This is a genomic window from Streptomyces sp. MMG1533 (assembly GCF_001279775.1).
In the GTDB taxonomy this organism is placed as follows: Bacteria; Actinomycetota; Actinomycetes; order Streptomycetales; family Streptomycetaceae; genus Streptomyces.
In genome coordinates this window covers 107,253-122,809 of record NZ_LGDG01000063.1, presented here as the reverse complement: position 1 = coordinate 122,809, position 15,557 = coordinate 107,253, and the positions used below count along the sequence as shown (strand labels likewise).

16 protein-coding genes and 1 pseudogene are annotated in these 15,557 nt (G+C 72.4%); 9 read left to right on the top strand and 8 right to left on the bottom strand.

Translation table 11 applies throughout. From position 1 onward, the window contains the following. Window positions 1-341 precede the first annotated feature (341 nt). Both ADK57_RS10330 and ADK57_RS10325 read left to right on the top strand, forming a co-directional pair. The gene (locus ADK57_RS10330; protein ID WP_053749080.1) at window positions 342-665 is read left to right on the top strand and encodes a hypothetical protein; all 324 of its coding nucleotides are present in this window, start codon (window positions 342-344) and stop codon (window positions 663-665) included. Between the two features lie 219 nt (window positions 666-884). Then, on the top strand, window positions 885-1,388 hold the full coding sequence (locus tag ADK57_RS10325; RefSeq protein WP_053749079.1) for an ATP-binding protein: 504 nt from the start codon (window positions 885-887) through the stop codon (window positions 1,386-1,388). 179 nt (window positions 1,389-1,567) lie between these two features. Here ADK57_RS10325 and ADK57_RS10320 read toward each other — a convergent pair whose 3' ends face one another. From ADK57_RS10320 to ADK57_RS10310, 3 genes are read right to left on the bottom strand one after another with little or no spacing between them, the layout of a single operon-like run. After that, entirely contained in the window at window positions 1,568-4,129 is a 2,562-nt protein-coding gene (locus ADK57_RS10320) for an ABC transporter permease (RefSeq protein ID WP_053749078.1), read from the bottom strand. Continuing rightward, window positions 4,126-4,884, bottom strand: a complete 759-nt coding sequence (locus ADK57_RS10315; RefSeq protein ID WP_053749077.1) for an ABC transporter ATP-binding protein — start codon at window positions 4,882-4,884, stop codon at window positions 4,126-4,128. The genes ADK57_RS10320 and ADK57_RS10315 overlap by 4 nt, the downstream gene beginning before the upstream one ends. Beyond that, the gene (locus tag ADK57_RS10310) at window positions 4,881-5,171 is read right to left on the bottom strand and encodes an SHOCT domain-containing protein (RefSeq protein ID WP_053749076.1); all 291 of its coding nucleotides are present in this window, start codon (window positions 5,169-5,171) and stop codon (window positions 4,881-4,883) included. Before ADK57_RS10310 ends, ADK57_RS10315 begins: the two co-directional genes overlap by 4 nt. Window positions 5,172-5,347: 176 nt before the next feature. Here ADK57_RS10310 and ADK57_RS10305 point away from each other — a divergent pair, with 176 nt between their 5' ends. From ADK57_RS10305 to ADK57_RS52410, 5 genes and pseudogenes are all read left to right on the top strand, one after another. Next, complete coding sequence (locus tag ADK57_RS10305) at window positions 5,348-5,914, top strand: TetR/AcrR family transcriptional regulator (RefSeq protein WP_234390101.1); 567 nt, start codon at window positions 5,348-5,350, stop codon at window positions 5,912-5,914. 11 nt (window positions 5,915-5,925) lie between these two features. After that, window positions 5,926-6,510 carry a DUF4865 family protein gene (locus ADK57_RS10300; RefSeq protein ID WP_053749074.1) on the top strand — a complete coding sequence of 195 codons (585 nt, stop codon included), beginning with the start codon at window positions 5,926-5,928 and terminating at the stop codon, window positions 6,508-6,510. After that, window positions 6,504-7,415 (top strand): phosphotriesterase family protein, encoded by a 912-nt coding sequence (locus ADK57_RS10295; RefSeq protein WP_199830525.1) that lies wholly within the window; start codon window positions 6,504-6,506, stop codon window positions 7,413-7,415. Before ADK57_RS10300 ends, ADK57_RS10295 begins: the two co-directional genes overlap by 7 nt. 126 nt (window positions 7,416-7,541) lie before the next feature. Then, entirely contained in the window at window positions 7,542-7,718 is a 177-nt protein-coding gene (locus tag ADK57_RS10290; RefSeq protein WP_053749073.1) for a DUF1272 domain-containing protein, read from the top strand. Between the two features lie 62 nt (window positions 7,719-7,780). Then, a pseudogene (locus ADK57_RS52410) lies at window positions 7,781-7,967 on the top strand (tautomerase family protein); the annotation flags it as partial. A 63-nt stretch (window positions 7,968-8,030) separates the two neighbouring features. On the opposite strand, the gene ADK57_RS10285 reads toward ADK57_RS52410, so the two are convergent. Both ADK57_RS10285 and ADK57_RS10280 read right to left on the bottom strand, forming a co-directional pair. Next, window positions 8,031-9,266: a glycosyltransferase gene (locus ADK57_RS10285; RefSeq protein WP_053749072.1), complete on the bottom strand. Its 1,236-nt coding sequence runs from the start codon at window positions 9,264-9,266 to the stop codon at window positions 8,031-8,033. A gap of 168 nt (window positions 9,267-9,434) precedes the next feature. Further along, on the bottom strand, window positions 9,435-10,904 hold the full coding sequence (locus ADK57_RS10280) for a hypothetical protein (protein ID WP_053749071.1): 1,470 nt from the start codon (window positions 10,902-10,904) through the stop codon (window positions 9,435-9,437). Window positions 10,905-10,992: 88 nt separating this feature from the next. Between ADK57_RS10280 and ilvY the strand changes: the two genes are divergently transcribed. After that, entirely contained in the window at window positions 10,993-11,850 is an 858-nt protein-coding gene (gene ilvY, locus ADK57_RS10275) for an HTH-type transcriptional activator IlvY (RefSeq protein ID WP_053749070.1), read from the top strand. Here the strand turns inward: ilvY and ADK57_RS10270 are convergent. From ADK57_RS10270 to ADK57_RS10260, 3 genes are read right to left on the bottom strand one after another with little or no spacing between them, the layout of a single operon-like run. Further along, entirely contained in the window at window positions 11,847-12,296 is a 450-nt protein-coding gene (locus ADK57_RS10270) for an RpiB/LacA/LacB family sugar-phosphate isomerase (RefSeq protein ID WP_053749069.1), read from the bottom strand. The two genes, ilvY and ADK57_RS10270, sit on opposite strands and share 4 nt — an antisense overlap. A 55-nt stretch (window positions 12,297-12,351) precedes the next feature. Continuing rightward, the gene (locus ADK57_RS10265; protein ID WP_078973049.1) at window positions 12,352-13,593 is read right to left on the bottom strand and encodes an ROK family protein; all 1,242 of its coding nucleotides are present in this window, start codon (window positions 13,591-13,593) and stop codon (window positions 12,352-12,354) included. Window positions 13,594-13,629: 36 nt separating this feature from the next. Beyond that, a complete protein-coding gene (locus tag ADK57_RS10260) occupies window positions 13,630-14,343 on the bottom strand; it encodes an alpha-ketoglutarate-dependent dioxygenase AlkB family protein (protein WP_053749068.1) in 714 nt (237 codons plus the stop codon). A gap of 66 nt (window positions 14,344-14,409) precedes the next feature. On the opposite strand from ADK57_RS10260, the gene ADK57_RS10255 reads away from it, so the two are divergent. Beyond that, on the top strand, window positions 14,410-15,549 hold the full coding sequence (locus ADK57_RS10255) for a methyltransferase (protein ID WP_053749067.1): 1,140 nt from the start codon (window positions 14,410-14,412) through the stop codon (window positions 15,547-15,549). Window positions 15,550-15,557 lie beyond the last annotated feature (8 nt).

Here is a 15,557-nt window from a genome sequence, read left to right as displayed (position 1 = left end):
GCGGGGCTCCTTAAGGTGCGCGCCGACGGCGCGTCGCGCGGCCGCCACATCGATCATAGACATCTTCCGCACGCTTCTCACCTGCATAAACACGCCTTTGAGCGCCTCAAAGGCACCCCTGGGGCCGACTGACACCGAATCGTGGGGGCGCATTCGCGCGAGTGCTCCGGGCGCCTTCGGCGAGAAGGTCGTGCGTACTGGTGCTCGACGTCGGTGGCGGGCAGACTGCCCGACGGGACGAAGGTCCGAGCGGGGGCGCAAACTGGATCACGACACGAACGGGACAACGGCCCACGCGGGAGTGCGGGTCGGCATCCACATGCACAAGGGGGCGGGGCGGGATGGCGGAGCCGGAGTTCACGGCCATGGGCGTGCGGATCGGGAAGCGGCTGCGCTCGCTCACCCGGGCCGGACAGGTCCGGATCAGCGACGGCCGGCTGGAGTTGCTCACCAGTTATGGCAGTGAGATAGACAGCGCGCCGGTGCAGGCGGTACGCGCCTCCAAACCGTGGTTCGCCCCGGAGGACCGGGCGCTGGCGGATCTCAACGGCAACCGGTACCTGCTGACCCTGGGCGAGCACGACCCCGCCCCGGGCGAGCCCGGCCCGCCCGCGGCACGCCGGTTCATCGAGGCCGTACGGCGTGCTGCAGGGCGTAGCGACTGAATCACCGCGAGTTGCGAGACCGCACCCCCTGCGCCACTCTGGTCTCACATCACTCTGGGTTTACCGGCGATAACGCTGCGAACCAGCCCGCCGGGCCATGACAGCAGGCGGCCGTTTTCACGCAGGCACTCTGCTGGATCGATCCGAACTCCGTGTTCTTCCGGACCTCTACGTCGGGGAGTCGCAGCCGTGATCAGCCACCCAAGCAGGCATTGCACGGTGGAGCTCCAAGCCCTGCCGTCGCGGATCGGCCAGGTCCGCAGAATCGTATCGGCGCAGTTGCGCTACTGGCATCTGGATCCCCTCATAGACCGGGCCGCGCTCGGTGTGACGGAGCTGTTGACCAACGTCCACCGGCATGCCCAGCCCGACAAGACGTGCACCGTGGACATCGAGCTGCTGCTCGACCGTCTCATGGTCTCTGTGCACGACCACGATCCGCGTCTGCCGATCGTGGAGGACGCCGAGGCGCTCGCCACCTGCGGGCGCGGGCTCGCGATGGTCGCCGCGGTCAGCGAGAGCTGGGGGGCGCGGCCGGACGGCGAGTCCGGCAAGGTCGTGTGGTTCACGCTGCCCACACCCTCGTCCGCGCGGGCGGCCTCCGCGCGCCCCCCGCGGCGCAAGGTGGCGGAGAAGCCCGCGCACCGGTTCGTCGAGGTCGCGCACACCGTCGACCTGAGCAGGCCCGAACACGCTCCCGCCCGGTCGGCCGTTGCCGGCTGATCGGGCGGTGACTCCTCTGTTTGCTCTTTCGCCTGCGGGGCGCTTTCAGCGGGTGTCGAGAGCGCGATCGCGCTCAGCCCTTCGGGCCTCCGCGCGATCGCGCTCTCGACACCGGCGCGCCCCTCCGGCTCTTTCGCGGCCGACGCGTGGGCACAGTGGCCGTTGGCGGGCCCGCCCCGTCATTCGGTGGCGATGGCCCGCAGTACGTCCAGGCGTGCCGCGCGCCGGGCCGGGCGCAGACCCGCGAGGGCTCCCGCTGCGAGCCCCACCAGCGCGACCACGGCGAGTTGCAGGGGCGGCAGCGCGAAGGCGAAGTCGCTGTCGCTCGCCCCGTCCGAGGCCTTGACCAGCACCCAGCCGAGGAAGGCGCCGAGGGCGAGCCCGCCGACCGTGCCGAAGGCGGCGACGAGGACCGACTCCCAGCGGACCATGGCCCGCAGTTGGGACCGGGTCTGGCCGACTGCCCGCAGCAGGCCCAGTTCGCGGGTGCGCTCGTGGATCGCCAGCGTCAGGGTGTTGGCGATGCCGAGGAGCGCGATGAGCACCGCGAGAGCGAGCAGGGCGTAGACGAGGGTCAGCATCATGTCGATGCCGCCGGCCGAGGACTGCGCGTACTCGTCCCGGGTCTGCACCTCGGGGTTGCCGTACCGCGCGGCGGCCTTCTCCACCGCCGCCTTGCCCGCGTCCGAGCTCACGCCGTCCTTGAAGGAGACGGCGACGAGGGTGTCGGAGTCCTGGGTGCGGTGCGGGGCCCAGGCGGCGCGCGTGATGACGTACTCGCCGGCGAGTTCGGACTGCCCGTAGACCGCGCGGACGGTGAAGGTCTCCGACCTGCCGTCGGTGAAGGTGAGGCGTGCCGTGTCACCGGTGGTGAGGCCCTGCTTGTCGGCCTCCTTCTCGGTGATGGCGATGCCGTCGGTGCCGAGGTCGCGCAGGGAACCGTCGACCTTGCCGAGGTCGAAGGTGCGCTGCAGGGCGAGCGGGTCGGTGACGGTCAACGCCCGTCCCCTGCCGTCGACTTCGGCGACGCCGCGGCCGAGTCCGACGGCTGTGTCCACCTCGGGCAGTTGCTGCACCGCTGCGGCGAGCCGGGGGCTGAGGCCGCTGCCGCCCGCGCCGAACGACGGGGTGCTGACGGCGACGTCGCCCGCGAAGGACCGGGACACGGTCTGGTCCATGGTCGCCTTCAGCGAGGCGCCGAACACGGTGAACAGCGAGACCACGGCCACGCCGATCATCAGGGCGCCGGCGGTGGCCGCCGTCCGCCGGGGGCTGCGCAGGGCATTGCGCCGGGCGAGCCCGCCGGTGACGCCGCGCAGCCTGTCGAGCGGGCTGCCGAGGACTCGTACGGCCGTCGTCGAGGCGACCGGGCCGAGGACCACGAAGGAGACCAGGGCCAGGACGGCGCCGGTTCCGGCGAGCCACAGGGAGGGTGACACCAGCACACCGGTGAGGGTGACCGCGACGGCGAGGGCGGCGAGGCCCATGCCGGTGACGGCGCGGACGCGGGAGGCGCCGGTGGTGTCGACGGCCGTCTCACGCAGGGCGGCCAGGGGCGCGGTGCGGCCGGCGCGTACGGCGGGCAGCAGCGCGGAGCCCAGGCAGACCGCGATGCCGACCGCGAGTGGCAGGGTCATCGACAGGGTGCTGATCACCAAATCGCCGTCGGGGAAGGGGAATCCGATGGCCGGGAACAGGGCCTGAAGTCCGGCGGCGACACCGATGCCACCCGCCAGGCCCGCGGCCGACGCGAGTACGGCCACGACGCTCGCCTCGACGAGGGTCGACGCGGTGACCTGCCTGCGGGAGGCGCCCAGGGCGCGCAACAGGGCGTTCTCGCGGGCGCGTTGGGCGACGACGATCGCGAAGGTGTTGTGGATGGAGAAGGTCGCGACCAGCAGGGCGACCCCTGAGAACACGAGAAGGAAGGTGGTGAAGAGGGTCAGGAACTGGCTGGAGATCATGTCGGTGTTCTCCTCGGCCGACTCCTGGCCGGTGATGGCCTCGACTCCCTTGGGCAGTACGGGAGTCAGCCGGTCCACGAGCTCCTGCGGGCTCACCCCGGGACCGGCTCGCACCTGGATGCTCGACGCCTCGCCCGGCCGGGCCGTGAGGTACTTCTCGGCGTCGGCCCGGGTCATGCCGGTGAACGTCACCTGTGCCATGCCGTCCTCGCCGCCGAAGGTCGCGAGGCCGACGATCGTCACCTTGACGGGGTCGGGCGTGCGCAGGGTGGTGGTGTCGCCGATCTTCAGGTCGCCCTTCTCTGCGGTGCCGCGGTTGACGACGACCTCGCCGTGCCTCTCCGGGGCGCGGCCCTCGGCGAGCCGGTAGGAGTTGAGCTCCGGATCGGCGATCCAGTTGCCGGCGAGCGTGGGCGGGCCCTGTCCGCCGATCGGCTTGCCGTTCGCGCCCACGAGCTGGCCGGCACCCTGGATGTTCAGGGCGGCGGCCGCGACGCCCGGGACCTGCTCGACGGCGTTCACCAGAGCCGTGTCGACCGGCTCCCGCACGCCCTCGCTCTCACCCGGCGTGGTGATCGCGTCGGCGCTGCGCACCACGGCGTCGGTGCCGCTGGTCGCGTTGCCGAACATGGTGTCGAAGCCGGCGCGCAGCGTGTCGCCCATGACGAGCGTCCCGGCGAGGAAGGCGACGCCGAGGAACACCGCGAGGAACGTTCCGGCGAAGCGCCTCCCGTGGGCGCGCAGGGAGGAGACGCTCAGGCGTACGGAGGCGTTCATGAGGGCACCTCGAAGGCTTTCATGCGGTCCAAGACCTTGTCGGCGGTCGGGGATTCCATCCGGTCGACCAGGCGTCCGTCGGCGAGGAAGACGACCTCGTCGGCGTGGGCGGCGGCGACCGGGTCGTGGGTGACCATGACGACCGTGCGGGCCGTCTGGCGCACGGTGCGGCCGAGCAGCCCCAGGACCTCCTCGCCGGAGCGGGAGTCGAGGTTGCCGGTCGGCTCGTCGGCGAAGACGACGTCCGGGCGGCCGGCGAACGCCCGTGCCACGGCGACGCGTTGCTGCTGGCCGCCGGAGAGTTCGGAGGGCCGGTGGTGGAGCCGGTCGCGCAGGCCGACGACGTCGATCAGGGCGTCGATCCACTCCGGGTCGCCCTTGCCGCCCGCGAGGTCGAGCGGCAGTCGGATGTTCTCCGCGACGGTCAGCGTCGGCACCAGGTTGAACGCCTGGAACACGAAGCCGACGCGGTCGCGGCGCAGGAGGGTGAGGCGGCGGTCGTCGAGGGAGCCCAGTTCGGTGTCGCCGATGTGGGCGGCACCCGAGGTGAGGGTGTCCAGGCCGGCCGCGCAGTGCATCAGGGTGGACTTGCCGGAGCCCGAGGGCCCCATGATCGCGGTGAAGCGGCCGACCGGGAAGTCGACGCTCACCCCGTCCAGGGCCCTCACGCTGGTGTCGCCGCTGCCGTAGACCTTCACGGCGTCGACGACCCGGGCGGCCGGCAACGTGCTGACGGCGGCGGTCGTCGCGGTCATGCCGCACCGCCCTTGCCCGTACGGCCGAACTGCTCGTCCAGGACGGACAGCCGGCGCCAGTACTCGTCCTCGTCGATCTCGCCGGAGGCGAAGCGGCGGCCGAGCATCGCGATCGGCGAGTCACCGGAGGGGCCGGTGTCGGCCGTCGGGCGCCACGGTCCGCGTCGGCCGCGCCGGACGGTGCGCCGCAGAAGCGTGACGACACCGATCACCACCGCCGCCCAGATCAGCGGGAAGAACAGGATCCACGGGCCGGGGCCGCCGTCCCAGTGCGCCAGTGTCTGCATCTCGAGTCATCTCCCTCGGTGGTCTTTTCGTGATGCCTCGAGAGTCACGCCGGGGAGGGGGCCGGGTCGTCGTCCGGCCAGCGGCACTGCGCGTACCTCCCGGGGAGTACGCGGGGACGTCGCCGCTGCTCCTCAGAGCCTCGACTTCTGTAACTACTAGTATGTACAGTGAGGCCATGAGCACCTCGGAGCGACTGATCGAGTCCACCCGTGAGCTGCTGTGGGAGCGCGGCTACGTGGGCACCAGCCCCAAGGCCATCCTGGAGCGCGCGGAAGCGGGACAGGGCAGCATGTACCACCACTTCAAGGGGAAGCCGGACCTCGCCCTGGCCGCGATCCGGCGGACGGCCGAGGAGTTGCTGGCTACCGCCGAGGGAGTACTCGACGGTCCGGGGACGCCCTACGAGCGGATCGAGGCGTACCTGCGGCGCGAACGCGACGTGCTGCGCGGCTGCCCCATCGGACGGCTGACCATGGACCCGGACATCATCGCCAGCGACGAACTGCGCGCGCCGGTCGACGAGGCGCTCGACCGGATCCGCGAACGGGTCGCCGGAATCGTCGAAGAGGGCAAGGAACAGGGCCTGTTCGCGCCCTCGCTGGACGGGGAGGAGATCGCCTCGACCGTCCTCGCGACCGTCCAGGGCGGCTACGTACTCGCCCGCGCGTCCGGTTCGCCCGCCGCGTTCGACGCGGGTGTCCGGGGACTGTTGTCGCTGCTCACACCCGCCCGCCCCGTCTGAGGAGGCACCCGATGCACGCCATGCAGTACGAGCTCACGCTGCCCGCCGACTACGACATGGACGTCATTCGCGACCGGGTCGCCCGCAAGGGCCATCTGCTTGACGACTGGGAGGGGCTCGGCCTCAAGGCGTATCTGATGCGCGAGCGGGGCAGCGACGGGTCGCCGGTCAACCAGTACGCGCCGTTCTACCTGTGGAACACCGTGGAGGGCATGAACGCCTTCCTCTGGGGAGGCGCCTTCCAGGGGATCAGCAACGACTTCGGGCGCCCGTCGGTCCGGCAGTGGACAGGGGTGGCCTACGAGGAGTGCGGCGCCGCGGGCTCGCCCCCGCGGCTTGCGGTGCGCCATCGGCAGCCCGTGCCGGACGGGATGGAGTTGTCCGCGGTCATGGAGGATGCCGTACGCGAGACCGCGCGGCTGGCCGGGGAGAGCGGGGCGGTGCTGGCGGCGGCCGCCGTCGACACCGGCCGCTGGGAGCTGGTGCACTTCTCGCTCTGGGTGCACGACGCGCCGAAGGCCGAGGGTGACGTGTTCCAGGTGCTGCACCTGTCGGCGCCGGGGCAGGACCGGCTGCCGCGGGGGCGGCGATGGTGAGCACGGTGCGTACGGTTCTCGGAGACGTGCCCCCCACGGCACTGGGCGTCTGCGACGCACACGACCATCTGTTCTTCCGCAGTCCCCGACTGCCGGGGCAGGAACTCCAGCACGTGTCCGCCGCCCGCGCCGAGTTGGCGGCGTTCCTCCCGCACGGCGGCAACAGCGTGGTGCAGTGGACGCCGTACGGGCTGGGACGGCGGGCCGCCGATCTGCCGCCGCTGTCACGGGAGACGGGAGTGCTCGTCGTGGCCGCCACCGGGCTGCACCAGGCCGTCCACTACGACGACGAGACGCTCGGCCGGTTACACGGCCGGCTCGCCGAGGTCTTCGTCACCGAACTGACCGAGGGCATCGGCACGTCGGGGGTCCGGGCGGGGCTGATCAAGGTGGCGGGTGGTTTTCACGGCCTCGACGCGCACGCCAACCGGACCATGAGAGCGGCGGCCGAGGCCCACCATGCGACGGGGGCGCCCATCGCCGTCCATCTGGAGCTCGGCACCGCCGCCCTGGACGTAATGGACCTGCTGTGCGGCGAGTTGGGGGTGCCGCCGCACCGGGTGATCCTGGGACATCTCAACCGCTCCCCCGACATCGTGGTGCAACTCCAGGCCGCGGAGACGGGCTGCTATCTCTCTTTCGACGGCCCGTCACGCGCCAACCACGCCACGGACTGGCGGATGCCGAGCGCCGTCCGGGCGCTCGCCGACGCCGGACACGGCGACCGGCTGCTGCTCGGCGGCGACACCACGAGCGCGGGGGCGCGATCGGTCGACGGCGGGCCGGGGATGCCGTATCTGCTGCGGCGGGTGCGGCCTCGGCTCGAAGTCGAGCTGGGCGCGGAGGCGGTGGAGCGGATCCTCGTGCAGAACCCGAGCCGGGCCTTCGCGGTGGAGTGGCGCTGACCTTTGCGCCGGCCGGTGGCCCGATCGTGCTGATCTTTGGCCCCCCGGCGGGCTTTCGGCCCCGCCCGGTGCTCAGAGGATGGAAGCAGGGGCCACCGGGCCCCCGGCGACGAGGAGGACGACGACATGGCACTGGAGATGCGCGAGCGCTGCGAACGATGCGAGTCGGCCACGCTGCCGCCGGACGCGCCGGCCCGGATCTGCTCGTACGAGTGCACCTTCTGTGTGCCGTGCAGCGAGGCCATGCGGGACGTGTGTCCCAACTGCGGCGGGGAGCTGGTCCCCAGACCGCGCAGGAACTGAGAGGAGAACCGAGTCAGTGCCGTTCGTTCGGATGGACGCGCTGGTGGCCGGCCCCGACCGCCTCGACGCGCTCGGCCGCGCAGAAGCGGGCGCTGTACCGGCGCATCGCCGAACTCGCCCACGCCTACGCGCGGACCGAACCGCGGAACGTTCTTCGTCACGCTCACCGAGAACGAGTCGATCGACTGGTCACTCGGTGACGGGCCGGCTCAGTACGCCGTCCCTTCGGAAGAGCCTCAGAACCCCTAGCAGAATGATCCTGGAAGCGGCTGCTGTCGCCCGTCGGTCCCCGGCTTGACGATTCCGTGTGGTTCACACGGACACGGACGGCCTTTCCCGGCTGACTGCGTCGAGGAGCAGTTTCGCGGCCACCCTCGCCCCGTCGGTGCGGATCGTGCCGGCCACGGCCCTCGCTCGTGCGCGGGTCTCCGGCGTCAGGGCCGTGGTGAGCGCGGCCGACAGGGAGTCGAAGGTCGGCGTCAGGCCCTCGTGCGCCGCGCCGATGCCCAGCTCTGCCACCCGCCTCGCCCAGTACGGCTGGTCCGCGATCCGGGGCACCACCACCTGGGGCACGCCGGCCAGGGCCGCCGTAGTCGTCGTACCCGCGCCGCCGTGGTGCACGACGGCGGCCACACGGCGGAACAGTGCCTGCTGGTTGACCTCACCCACGACGAAGCCGTCGTCGCAGTCGTCGATCGGGGCCAGGTCCGCCCAGCCGCGGGAGAGGAGTACCCGGCGGCCCTGCGCGCGGCTCGCTTCCGTGGCCACCCGGGCGATGTCCTCCGGGGCGTGCGCGGCCATGCTGCCGAAGCCCACGTACACCGGCGGTTCACCGGCGTCCAGGAACGCCTCCAGCTCCTCCGGGAGCGGCCGGTCGTCGGGCAGGATCCACGCCCCGGTCTGCACGAGGTCGAGGTCCGTCATGCCCTGCGACGGACACAGCGTCGGGTCCGCCGCCAGCCACGGCCGGCCGGTGAGGACGTGGTCGCGGACGTTGTCCACCGGCGGCAGGCCGAGCGCCGCCCGATGGCTGTTGAGCGCCTCGCCGTACAACGCGTTCACCCGCTGGGCGTCCTGCTCCCACAGCACCCGGTTGTCGGTCTCGCCCTGCGGGGACGGCGTGCCCGGCCGCCTCCCCGGAGGGGAGTGCCGCGAGGGCAGGCCCAGGGTGTGGAAGCACGCGAGCACGTAAAGGATGCCCAGTTTCTCGGCCACGTCCCGTGCGCCGGCCGGCATCAGGCCGGTGGCCAGCAGCGCGTCACATCCCTCGGCCGCCGCGGTGAGCGTCTCGAACCGTGCCGCGACCAGCTCGGGGGCGAGCCGGAACGCGTCCTTGGCCGTCGGTGGCTTCGTGCCGGCGACCACCGAGCGCACCGACGGGCCGAGCGGCACCAGCGGCACACCGACACGCGCCAGCAGCGCCGCGAACTCCTCGTCCGGCGGCGCGCACACCCGAGCCTCCGCGCCGAGTTCCCGCAACCCCACCGCCAGTCCCGCCAGCGGTTCGACATCTCCGCGCGATCCCCACGTCGTCAACAGCACACGCACTTCGCGACTCCCGTTTCTGCAGGTCCTGGCTTTCGGCCGCCGATTCTGCGACACAACCCGGGTCTTGCCGCAAGCCCCCCGGTGCGCTATAGGTTGAGAGTGGCAAGGAGTGGGATCTCCTTGCCTTTGCCTTTTGGCCGTCCGCTGTGGACGGACAGTGAGAGGTTCTCAGGCGACGGCGATGTCCACGGACGGCCGGAGCTTCGCCGCCGCGGCCAGGGCCTCGTGGACGGGGTGGGTGTCGAAGGCCGTCAACAGGGCCGTGTCCGCCGGGCCTTCGGCCGCCGGGTAGGCGATCTGCTCGTACGCGGCCTGGAAGCGCGGGCCCCAGCGGCGGGCGCCGAGACGGGCCGTGCGGGAACAGTTGTCGACCATGTGGGCCACGTCCCGGGCGTGCATGTAGGGCAGCAGCGAGTCGACCGCCTCGATGACGGACTCGTTGACGATCTCCGACCACGGGTGGCCGCGCTCGGCGAACTCGTCGACCTGGGCCAGCATGGTGGCGACGAAGACACCGGCGGTGAACGGGTCGACGGGCAGCTCGCGCTCGGCACGCCGGCTCCGCACCCGGTCACCGGCGGACCACATCGGCGAGCCGCCGATCTCGCTCATCGGGCGGCCACCGAGCCGCCGTTCGGCCAGGATCACGCTGCGCAGCTCCGTGCCGTCGGCGACCTCGTCGTAGATCTCGGCGACGATCTCGCGTGCAGGTCCGTACGTCGCCGTGTAGGCCCGGTCGAAGCTGTCCCGGCCCCTCGCGTCGAGGCCGTCGCGCACCGCGCCGATCCCGGCCTGCGAGATCGTGCGGGCGATCGGCCCGGTGACGTTCTCGCAGGACCTCTCGTACGCCGTCACCTCGTCGTCTCCGGCCAGGCGGTAGCGACCGTACAGGCTCTCCACGATGCCGTGCACGGCGCCGAGCAGGATGGCGCGCTCACCGACGATGTCGGAGAGATACTCGCTCTCCAGCGTGGTTCGGAAGGTGTACGGCGAGCCCAGCGCCACCGACCAGCCGAGCGCCAGGTCGACGGCCCGGCCGTCGGGGTCGGCGTGCACGGCGAAACTGCTGTTGATCCCGGCACCGTTGATCTCGGCACCCTGCTGGTACAGACGGCGCACGGAGTCGCCCATCCCCTTGGGGCAGACGGCGATCACCGGGTGGCCGGGCGGGAAGTCGCCGCCGGTCTCCCGCAGGTGGCCGAGCAGGAATCCGTGCGAAAGGCCGATCGCGGCGCCGGGCTTGAGGGCCGCGAAGATCTCCTGGTGGTGGGCGGCGAGCGCGGCGTCCGCGATCAGCAGGATCACCAGGTCGCTGTCGGCGGCGACCGCGAGCCAGTCGCCGAGGGTGCCGTCCTCCTCCCTGAAGCCGTGGGCACGGGCGTCGGCGGCCGAGCGGGAGCCGGGGCGCAGTCCGACGGCCACCCGGGTGTCCGTCCCGGCGAGGGAGTCGCGCAGATTGAGGGCCTGGGCGCGGCCCTGCGGCCCCCAGCCGACGACGCCGATGCGGCGGACGCCTGCGAAGGCCTTCGGCAGCAGGGGGAACAGGTGCCGTCCGCCGCGCAGGATGGTCTCGGTGCCGCCCGGCAGGGCCATCGTTTCGAGGGCGAAGACACGCGAGGTGTACGTGGTCGAGGTCATGGTCGAGTTGTAGGCTCCGCCCGAGCGTTGCGGCAAGCGCAACCTTTGCAGCGCACTGTTGCGTCAAGCGAAAGGGCCAGGCCACGGCATGCGGGACGATCACCGGGAGCTGCGTCTCTTCCTGCATCTGGCGCAGACGCTGAACTTCGGCCGGACGAGTATGGACTGCCATGTCAGCCCCGCGACGCTGACGCGGACCGTGCAGCGGCTGGAGGCCGATCTCGGGCACCGGCTGTTCGACCGAGGCCCGCGCGGGGTGTCGCTGACGGCGGAGGGGCACCGATTCCGTGAATACGCCGTCCAGGCACTGGAGTTGTGGCGCGCCTACCGCGAGGAGCATCCCGACCCGGCCGAACTGACCGGCCGACTGGCCGTGTTCGCGACGGTGACCGCCTGCCAGGCGCTCCTGCCCGACCTGTTGGCCCCGTTCCGAACCGCGCACCCCCAGGTCCGGCTGGACCTGCGCACCGGCGACGCGGCGGCGGCGCTGGCCCGGCTGGACGAGGGCGAGGTCGACGTGGCCGTCGCGGGGATCCCGGCCAGGCTGCCGGAACCCCTGGTCAGCCGTACGGTCGCGGTCACCGAGCTGGTCCTGGTCACCGCCCGGGACCGACCGGACTCCGGCCTCGACGGGCCCTTCGTCCTCCCCCACCGCGGGCTGGTCCGCGAGGCCGCCGACCGCTGGTTCCGTATGCGCGGCACGGCACCCGAGGTGGCCTGCGAACCCGACGGCCACGAAGGGCTGTTGACGCTCGTCGCGCTGGGCTGCGGCACGGGCGTGGTCCCCCGTCTCGTACTGGAGAACAGTGCGGTGCGCGACCGGCTGTCGGTGCTGCCGGTCGAGCCGTTGCCGGAGCAGTTTCCGATCGGGTTGTGCGTACGGCGGGCCGATCTGCGCCGGCCTCTGGTGGCGGCGTTGTGGAGCCTTACGGCGCCGGAGAGCTAGGCCCTGCCGAGGTCGAGGCGGCCGACGCGGGCCACGTTCTCCCGGTCCTCGGCGTCCGCGCTGGCCTCCGCGGCGAACCAGGCGTCGAGGATCTCCTTGAGCTGTGGCTCGGATGTCAGCCGCAGGCTGAGGGCCAGCACGTTGGCGTCGTTCCAGCGGCGGGCGCCGCCTGCCGTGTAGGCGTCCGTGCACAGGGCTGCGCGTACGCCCGGCACCTTGTTCGCGGCGATCGACGCGCCCGTGCCGGTCCAGCAGCACACGACCGCCTGGTCGGCGGTTCCGGCGGCGACCTCGCGGGCGGCGGCCTCCGAGCAGGCGGCCCACTGGGGGTCGTCACCCGGGTTCAGCGCGCCGTACGGCACCACCTCGTGGCCACGGTTGCGCAGCTCGGCGACGAGGCTGCGCGCCACGGGTTCGTCCATGTCCGAGGAAACGGAGATCCGCATGTCACGAGCCTACCCGGGGCGTGCCCGCAGGCGCCTCACGCCCTGTGCGTGGGCGTCACTGGGCAAGCGCGCCCAGCGGGTCGTCCAGTACCGGCTGCCATGCCAACTCCGCCGCGCCGACGAGGCTGTTGTGGTCGAGGGTGCACGCCAGGATGGGGACGCCGCCGCTCTGCCCCCACAGGCTGCGGTCGGCGACGACCGCGCGCAGGCGGTCCGGGTCGGTGTCGAGCAGGGTGCGGTGCAGACCGCCGAGGATGATCCGGTCCGGGTTGAGGATGTTCACCAGGCCGGCCAGGCCGAGGCCGAGGCGGTCGATGAGGGCCTCGGTGGCGGTGCGGACGGCCGGGTCGTCGTAGTGGTTGCGGATCAGGTCGTTGGCCTGCTGGAGCAGGGACACCTCCGGTCCGGGGTCGCGGCCCGCGGCGGTGAGGAAGGCGAGCGGATCGGCCTCGACGTCGAGGCAGCCGCGGCTGCCGCAGTGGCAGGGGCGGCCCTCCGGGTTGACGGTGAGGTGGCCGACTTCGAGCGCCAGCCCCGAACTGCCGGTGTGCAGACGCCCGTCGAGCACCAGCGCGCCGCCCACGCCCCGGTGGCCGGTGGCCACGCACAGCAGGTCCCGGGCGCCGCGGCCCGCCCCGTGCCGGTGTTCGGCGAGCGCGGCGAGGTTGACGTCGTTGCCCGCGAAGGCCGGTCCGGTGATCCCTGCCGCGCGCACGCACTCCGCGAAGATACGGCGCACCGGGGCGCCGACCGGCCACGCCAGGTGCAGCGGGTTCAGCGCGAGTCCGTCCGGCTCGGCGACCGCGGACGGCACGGCGAGCCCGGCGCCCACGCACCGCCGGCCGGTCGTGCCGAGCAGTTCGGCGCCGGCCTCCACGACGGACCCGAGGACCTTCGCCGGATCGGCGTCGACGGTCTCGCACCCGGGTGCGGTGGCGACGATACGGCCGCCCAGACCGACCAGCGCTGCCCGGAACCCGTCGGCGTGCACCTGTGCGGCGAGGACGACCGGTCCGTCCTCGGCGACCGCGAGCCGGTGCGAGGGCCGCCCCTGCGAACCGGCCGCCGCGCCGGGCCGGGCGTCGACCCGGATCAGCCCGAGCGCCTCCAGCTCGGCGGCGACCGCGCCGGCGGTGGCCCGTGTGACGCCGAGCTCGGCGGTCAGCACGGCGCGGGTCGGGGCCCGTCCGGTGTGCACGAGCTCCAACGCAGGCCCGAGCGCCCCGCGCCCACGGTCCAGCCGCGCCCTCGAGGTGGTCCCTTCCCCCGCCGTCCGGGGGTCCGCCTTGCCGCTCATGAGGGCGAGTCTCCCATGATCCGCAGGCCGGGCGGTCTACAGACCACTCACCCGAAGCGTGATGTTCAACCGCCCGGCCAGACCCAACTCCGGCGGTGCGGTGCCCGCGTGGACCCGGGGCACGCCGTGGTACGCGAGCCGGGACGGCCCGCCGAACACGAACAGGTCGCCGCTGCGCAACTCGACGTCCGTGTACGGCCGGGTCCGGGTCTCGGGGTTGCCGAAGCGGAAGACGCACGTGTCGCCGAGGCTCAGGGACACCACCGGCGCGTCGGATTTCTCGTCGCTGTCGCGGTGCATGCCCATGCGGGCGTCGCCGTCGTAGAAGTTGATCAGTGCGATGTCGTACGGAGCCGATTCGGCGCCCAGGGCGTCCCTCGCCGCGCGCAGGCCCAGCTCCCCCAGCCAGGCCGGGAACGGCTTCACCGGTGCGTCGTCCCCGTCGACGACCGTGCGGGCGTAGGCGTACGGATACCAGTGCCGGCCCGGGCACTCGGGATTGTCCCGTACTGCTCGACCGCAGTTCGGGCACCTCCGTACGGGAGCCCAGTGCAGGCCCAGACAGACCTGGCGGGCGGTCATCGTGCCGCCGCCGGGCGTGCGGACCGTCCTGAGGCCGGCCGGCGGGCGGGCCCACTCCCGGCAGGCCTCGAGCAGCTCGCGCTGCCGGGCCGCGTCCAGCCAGTCCGGCACGTGCACCGCGCCCGGCGCGACCTGCGTGCGGGCCCTCGGGAACAGCTCGGCATCCATGGTTCCATCCTGCCCGACAGCCCTGAGCTGCGGCTCGGCTAGCCTGGACGCACGATGAACGACCGTATGACGACTCCGTGGGGCGAGCTCGCGCCGACCCGCTTCCCCGAGGACCCGCGCGAGAGGCTGCGTGCCTGGGACGCCTCCGACGAGTACCTCCTCAGGCATCTCGCGGACCAGGACGTCCCGCTGTTCGGCACGGTCGTGGTGGTGGGTGACCGCTGGGGCGCGCTGGTCACGGCGCTCGCGGCGCACCGGCCGGTGCAGATCACCGACTCGTACCTGGCCCAGGAGGCGACCCGGGCTAACCTGGCGCGGGCCGGCGTCGAGCCCGGTGCCGTGCAACTGCTCACCACACAGGATCCGCCTCCCGGGCGCGTCGACGTCCTGCTGGTGCGGGTGCCGAGGAGCCTGGCGCTGCTGGAGGACCAGCTGCAGCGGCTGGCGCCCGCGGTGCACGAGGGCACGGTCGTCGTCGGCACCGGCATGGTGAAGGAGATCCACACCTCGACGCTGCAGTTGTTCGAGCGGATCCTCGGTCCGACCCGCACGTCGCTCGCGGAGAAGAAGGCCCGGCTGATCTTCTGCACGCCAAAGCCGGTGCCATCGCCGGAACGGGCCGCCAATCCGTGGCCGTACAGCTACGAGCTCCCGGACGGCCTCGGTCCCGTCTCGGGCCGTACGGTCGTCAACCACGCGGGTGTCTTCTGCGCCGACCGCCTCGACATCGGCACCCGGTTCTTCCTGCAGCATCTGCCGGGCAGCAGCGGTGGGCAGCGGGTCGTGGACCTGGGGTGCGGCAATGGTGTCGTCGGTACGGCGATGGCGCTGGCCGATCCCGAGGCCGAGGTGCTGTTCGTGGACGAGTCGTTCCAGGCGGTGGCCTCGGCGGAGGCGACCTTCAAGGCGAACGGCGTGCCGGGGCATGCCGAGTTCCGGGTCGGGGACGGGCTGGCGGGGGTGCCGGCCGGCAGCGTGGACCTGGTGCTGAACAATCCGCCGTTCCACTCGCACCAGGCGACGACGGACACCACCGCGTGGCGGATGTTCACCGGGGCGCGGCGCGCGCTCCGGCAGGGCGGCGAGCTGTGGGTGATCGGCAACCGTCATCTCGGGTATCACCTGAAGCTGCGGCGGTTGTTCGGCAACAGTGAACTGGTCGCCAGTGACCCGAAGTTCGTGGTGCTGAAGGCGGTCAAAAGGTAGCCGCCCCC

Excerpts from the sequence above, each read along its gene's own strand:
- ADK57_RS10330 (WP_053749080.1), top strand. The coding sequence starts at position 342 with ATGGCGGAGCCGGAGTTCACGGCCATGGGCGTGCGGATCGGGAAGCGG.
- ADK57_RS10320 (WP_053749078.1), bottom strand. The coding sequence starts at position 4,129 with ATGAACGCCTCCGTACGCCTGAGCGTCTCCTCCCTGCGCGCCCACGGG.
- ADK57_RS10315 (WP_053749077.1), bottom strand. The coding sequence starts at position 4,884 with ATGACCGCGACGACCGCCGCCGTCAGCACGTTGCCGGCCGCCCGGGTC.
- ADK57_RS10310 (WP_053749076.1), bottom strand. The coding sequence starts at position 5,171 with ATGCAGACACTGGCGCACTGGGACGGCGGCCCCGGCCCGTGGATCCTG.
- ADK57_RS10305 (WP_234390101.1), top strand. The coding sequence starts at position 5,348 with ATGAGCACCTCGGAGCGACTGATCGAGTCCACCCGTGAGCTGCTGTGG.
- ADK57_RS10300 (WP_053749074.1), top strand. The coding sequence starts at position 5,926 with ATGCACGCCATGCAGTACGAGCTCACGCTGCCCGCCGACTACGACATG.
- ADK57_RS10295 (WP_199830525.1), top strand. The coding sequence starts at position 6,504 with ATGGTGAGCACGGTGCGTACGGTTCTCGGAGACGTGCCCCCCACGGCA.
- ADK57_RS10290 (WP_053749073.1), top strand. The coding sequence starts at position 7,542 with ATGGCACTGGAGATGCGCGAGCGCTGCGAACGATGCGAGTCGGCCACG.
- ADK57_RS10280 (WP_053749071.1), bottom strand. The coding sequence starts at position 10,904 with ATGACCTCGACCACGTACACCTCGCGTGTCTTCGCCCTCGAAACGATG.
- ilvY (WP_053749070.1), top strand. The coding sequence starts at position 10,993 with ATGCGGGACGATCACCGGGAGCTGCGTCTCTTCCTGCATCTGGCGCAG.
- ADK57_RS10270 (WP_053749069.1), bottom strand. The coding sequence starts at position 12,296 with ATGCGGATCTCCGTTTCCTCGGACATGGACGAACCCGTGGCGCGCAGC.
- ADK57_RS10265 (WP_078973049.1), bottom strand. The coding sequence starts at position 13,593 with ATGAGCGGCAAGGCGGACCCCCGGACGGCGGGGGAAGGGACCACCTCG.
- ADK57_RS10260 (WP_053749068.1), bottom strand. The coding sequence starts at position 14,343 with ATGGATGCCGAGCTGTTCCCGAGGGCCCGCACGCAGGTCGCGCCGGGC.
- ADK57_RS10255 (WP_053749067.1), top strand. The coding sequence starts at position 14,410 with ATGACGACTCCGTGGGGCGAGCTCGCGCCGACCCGCTTCCCCGAGGAC.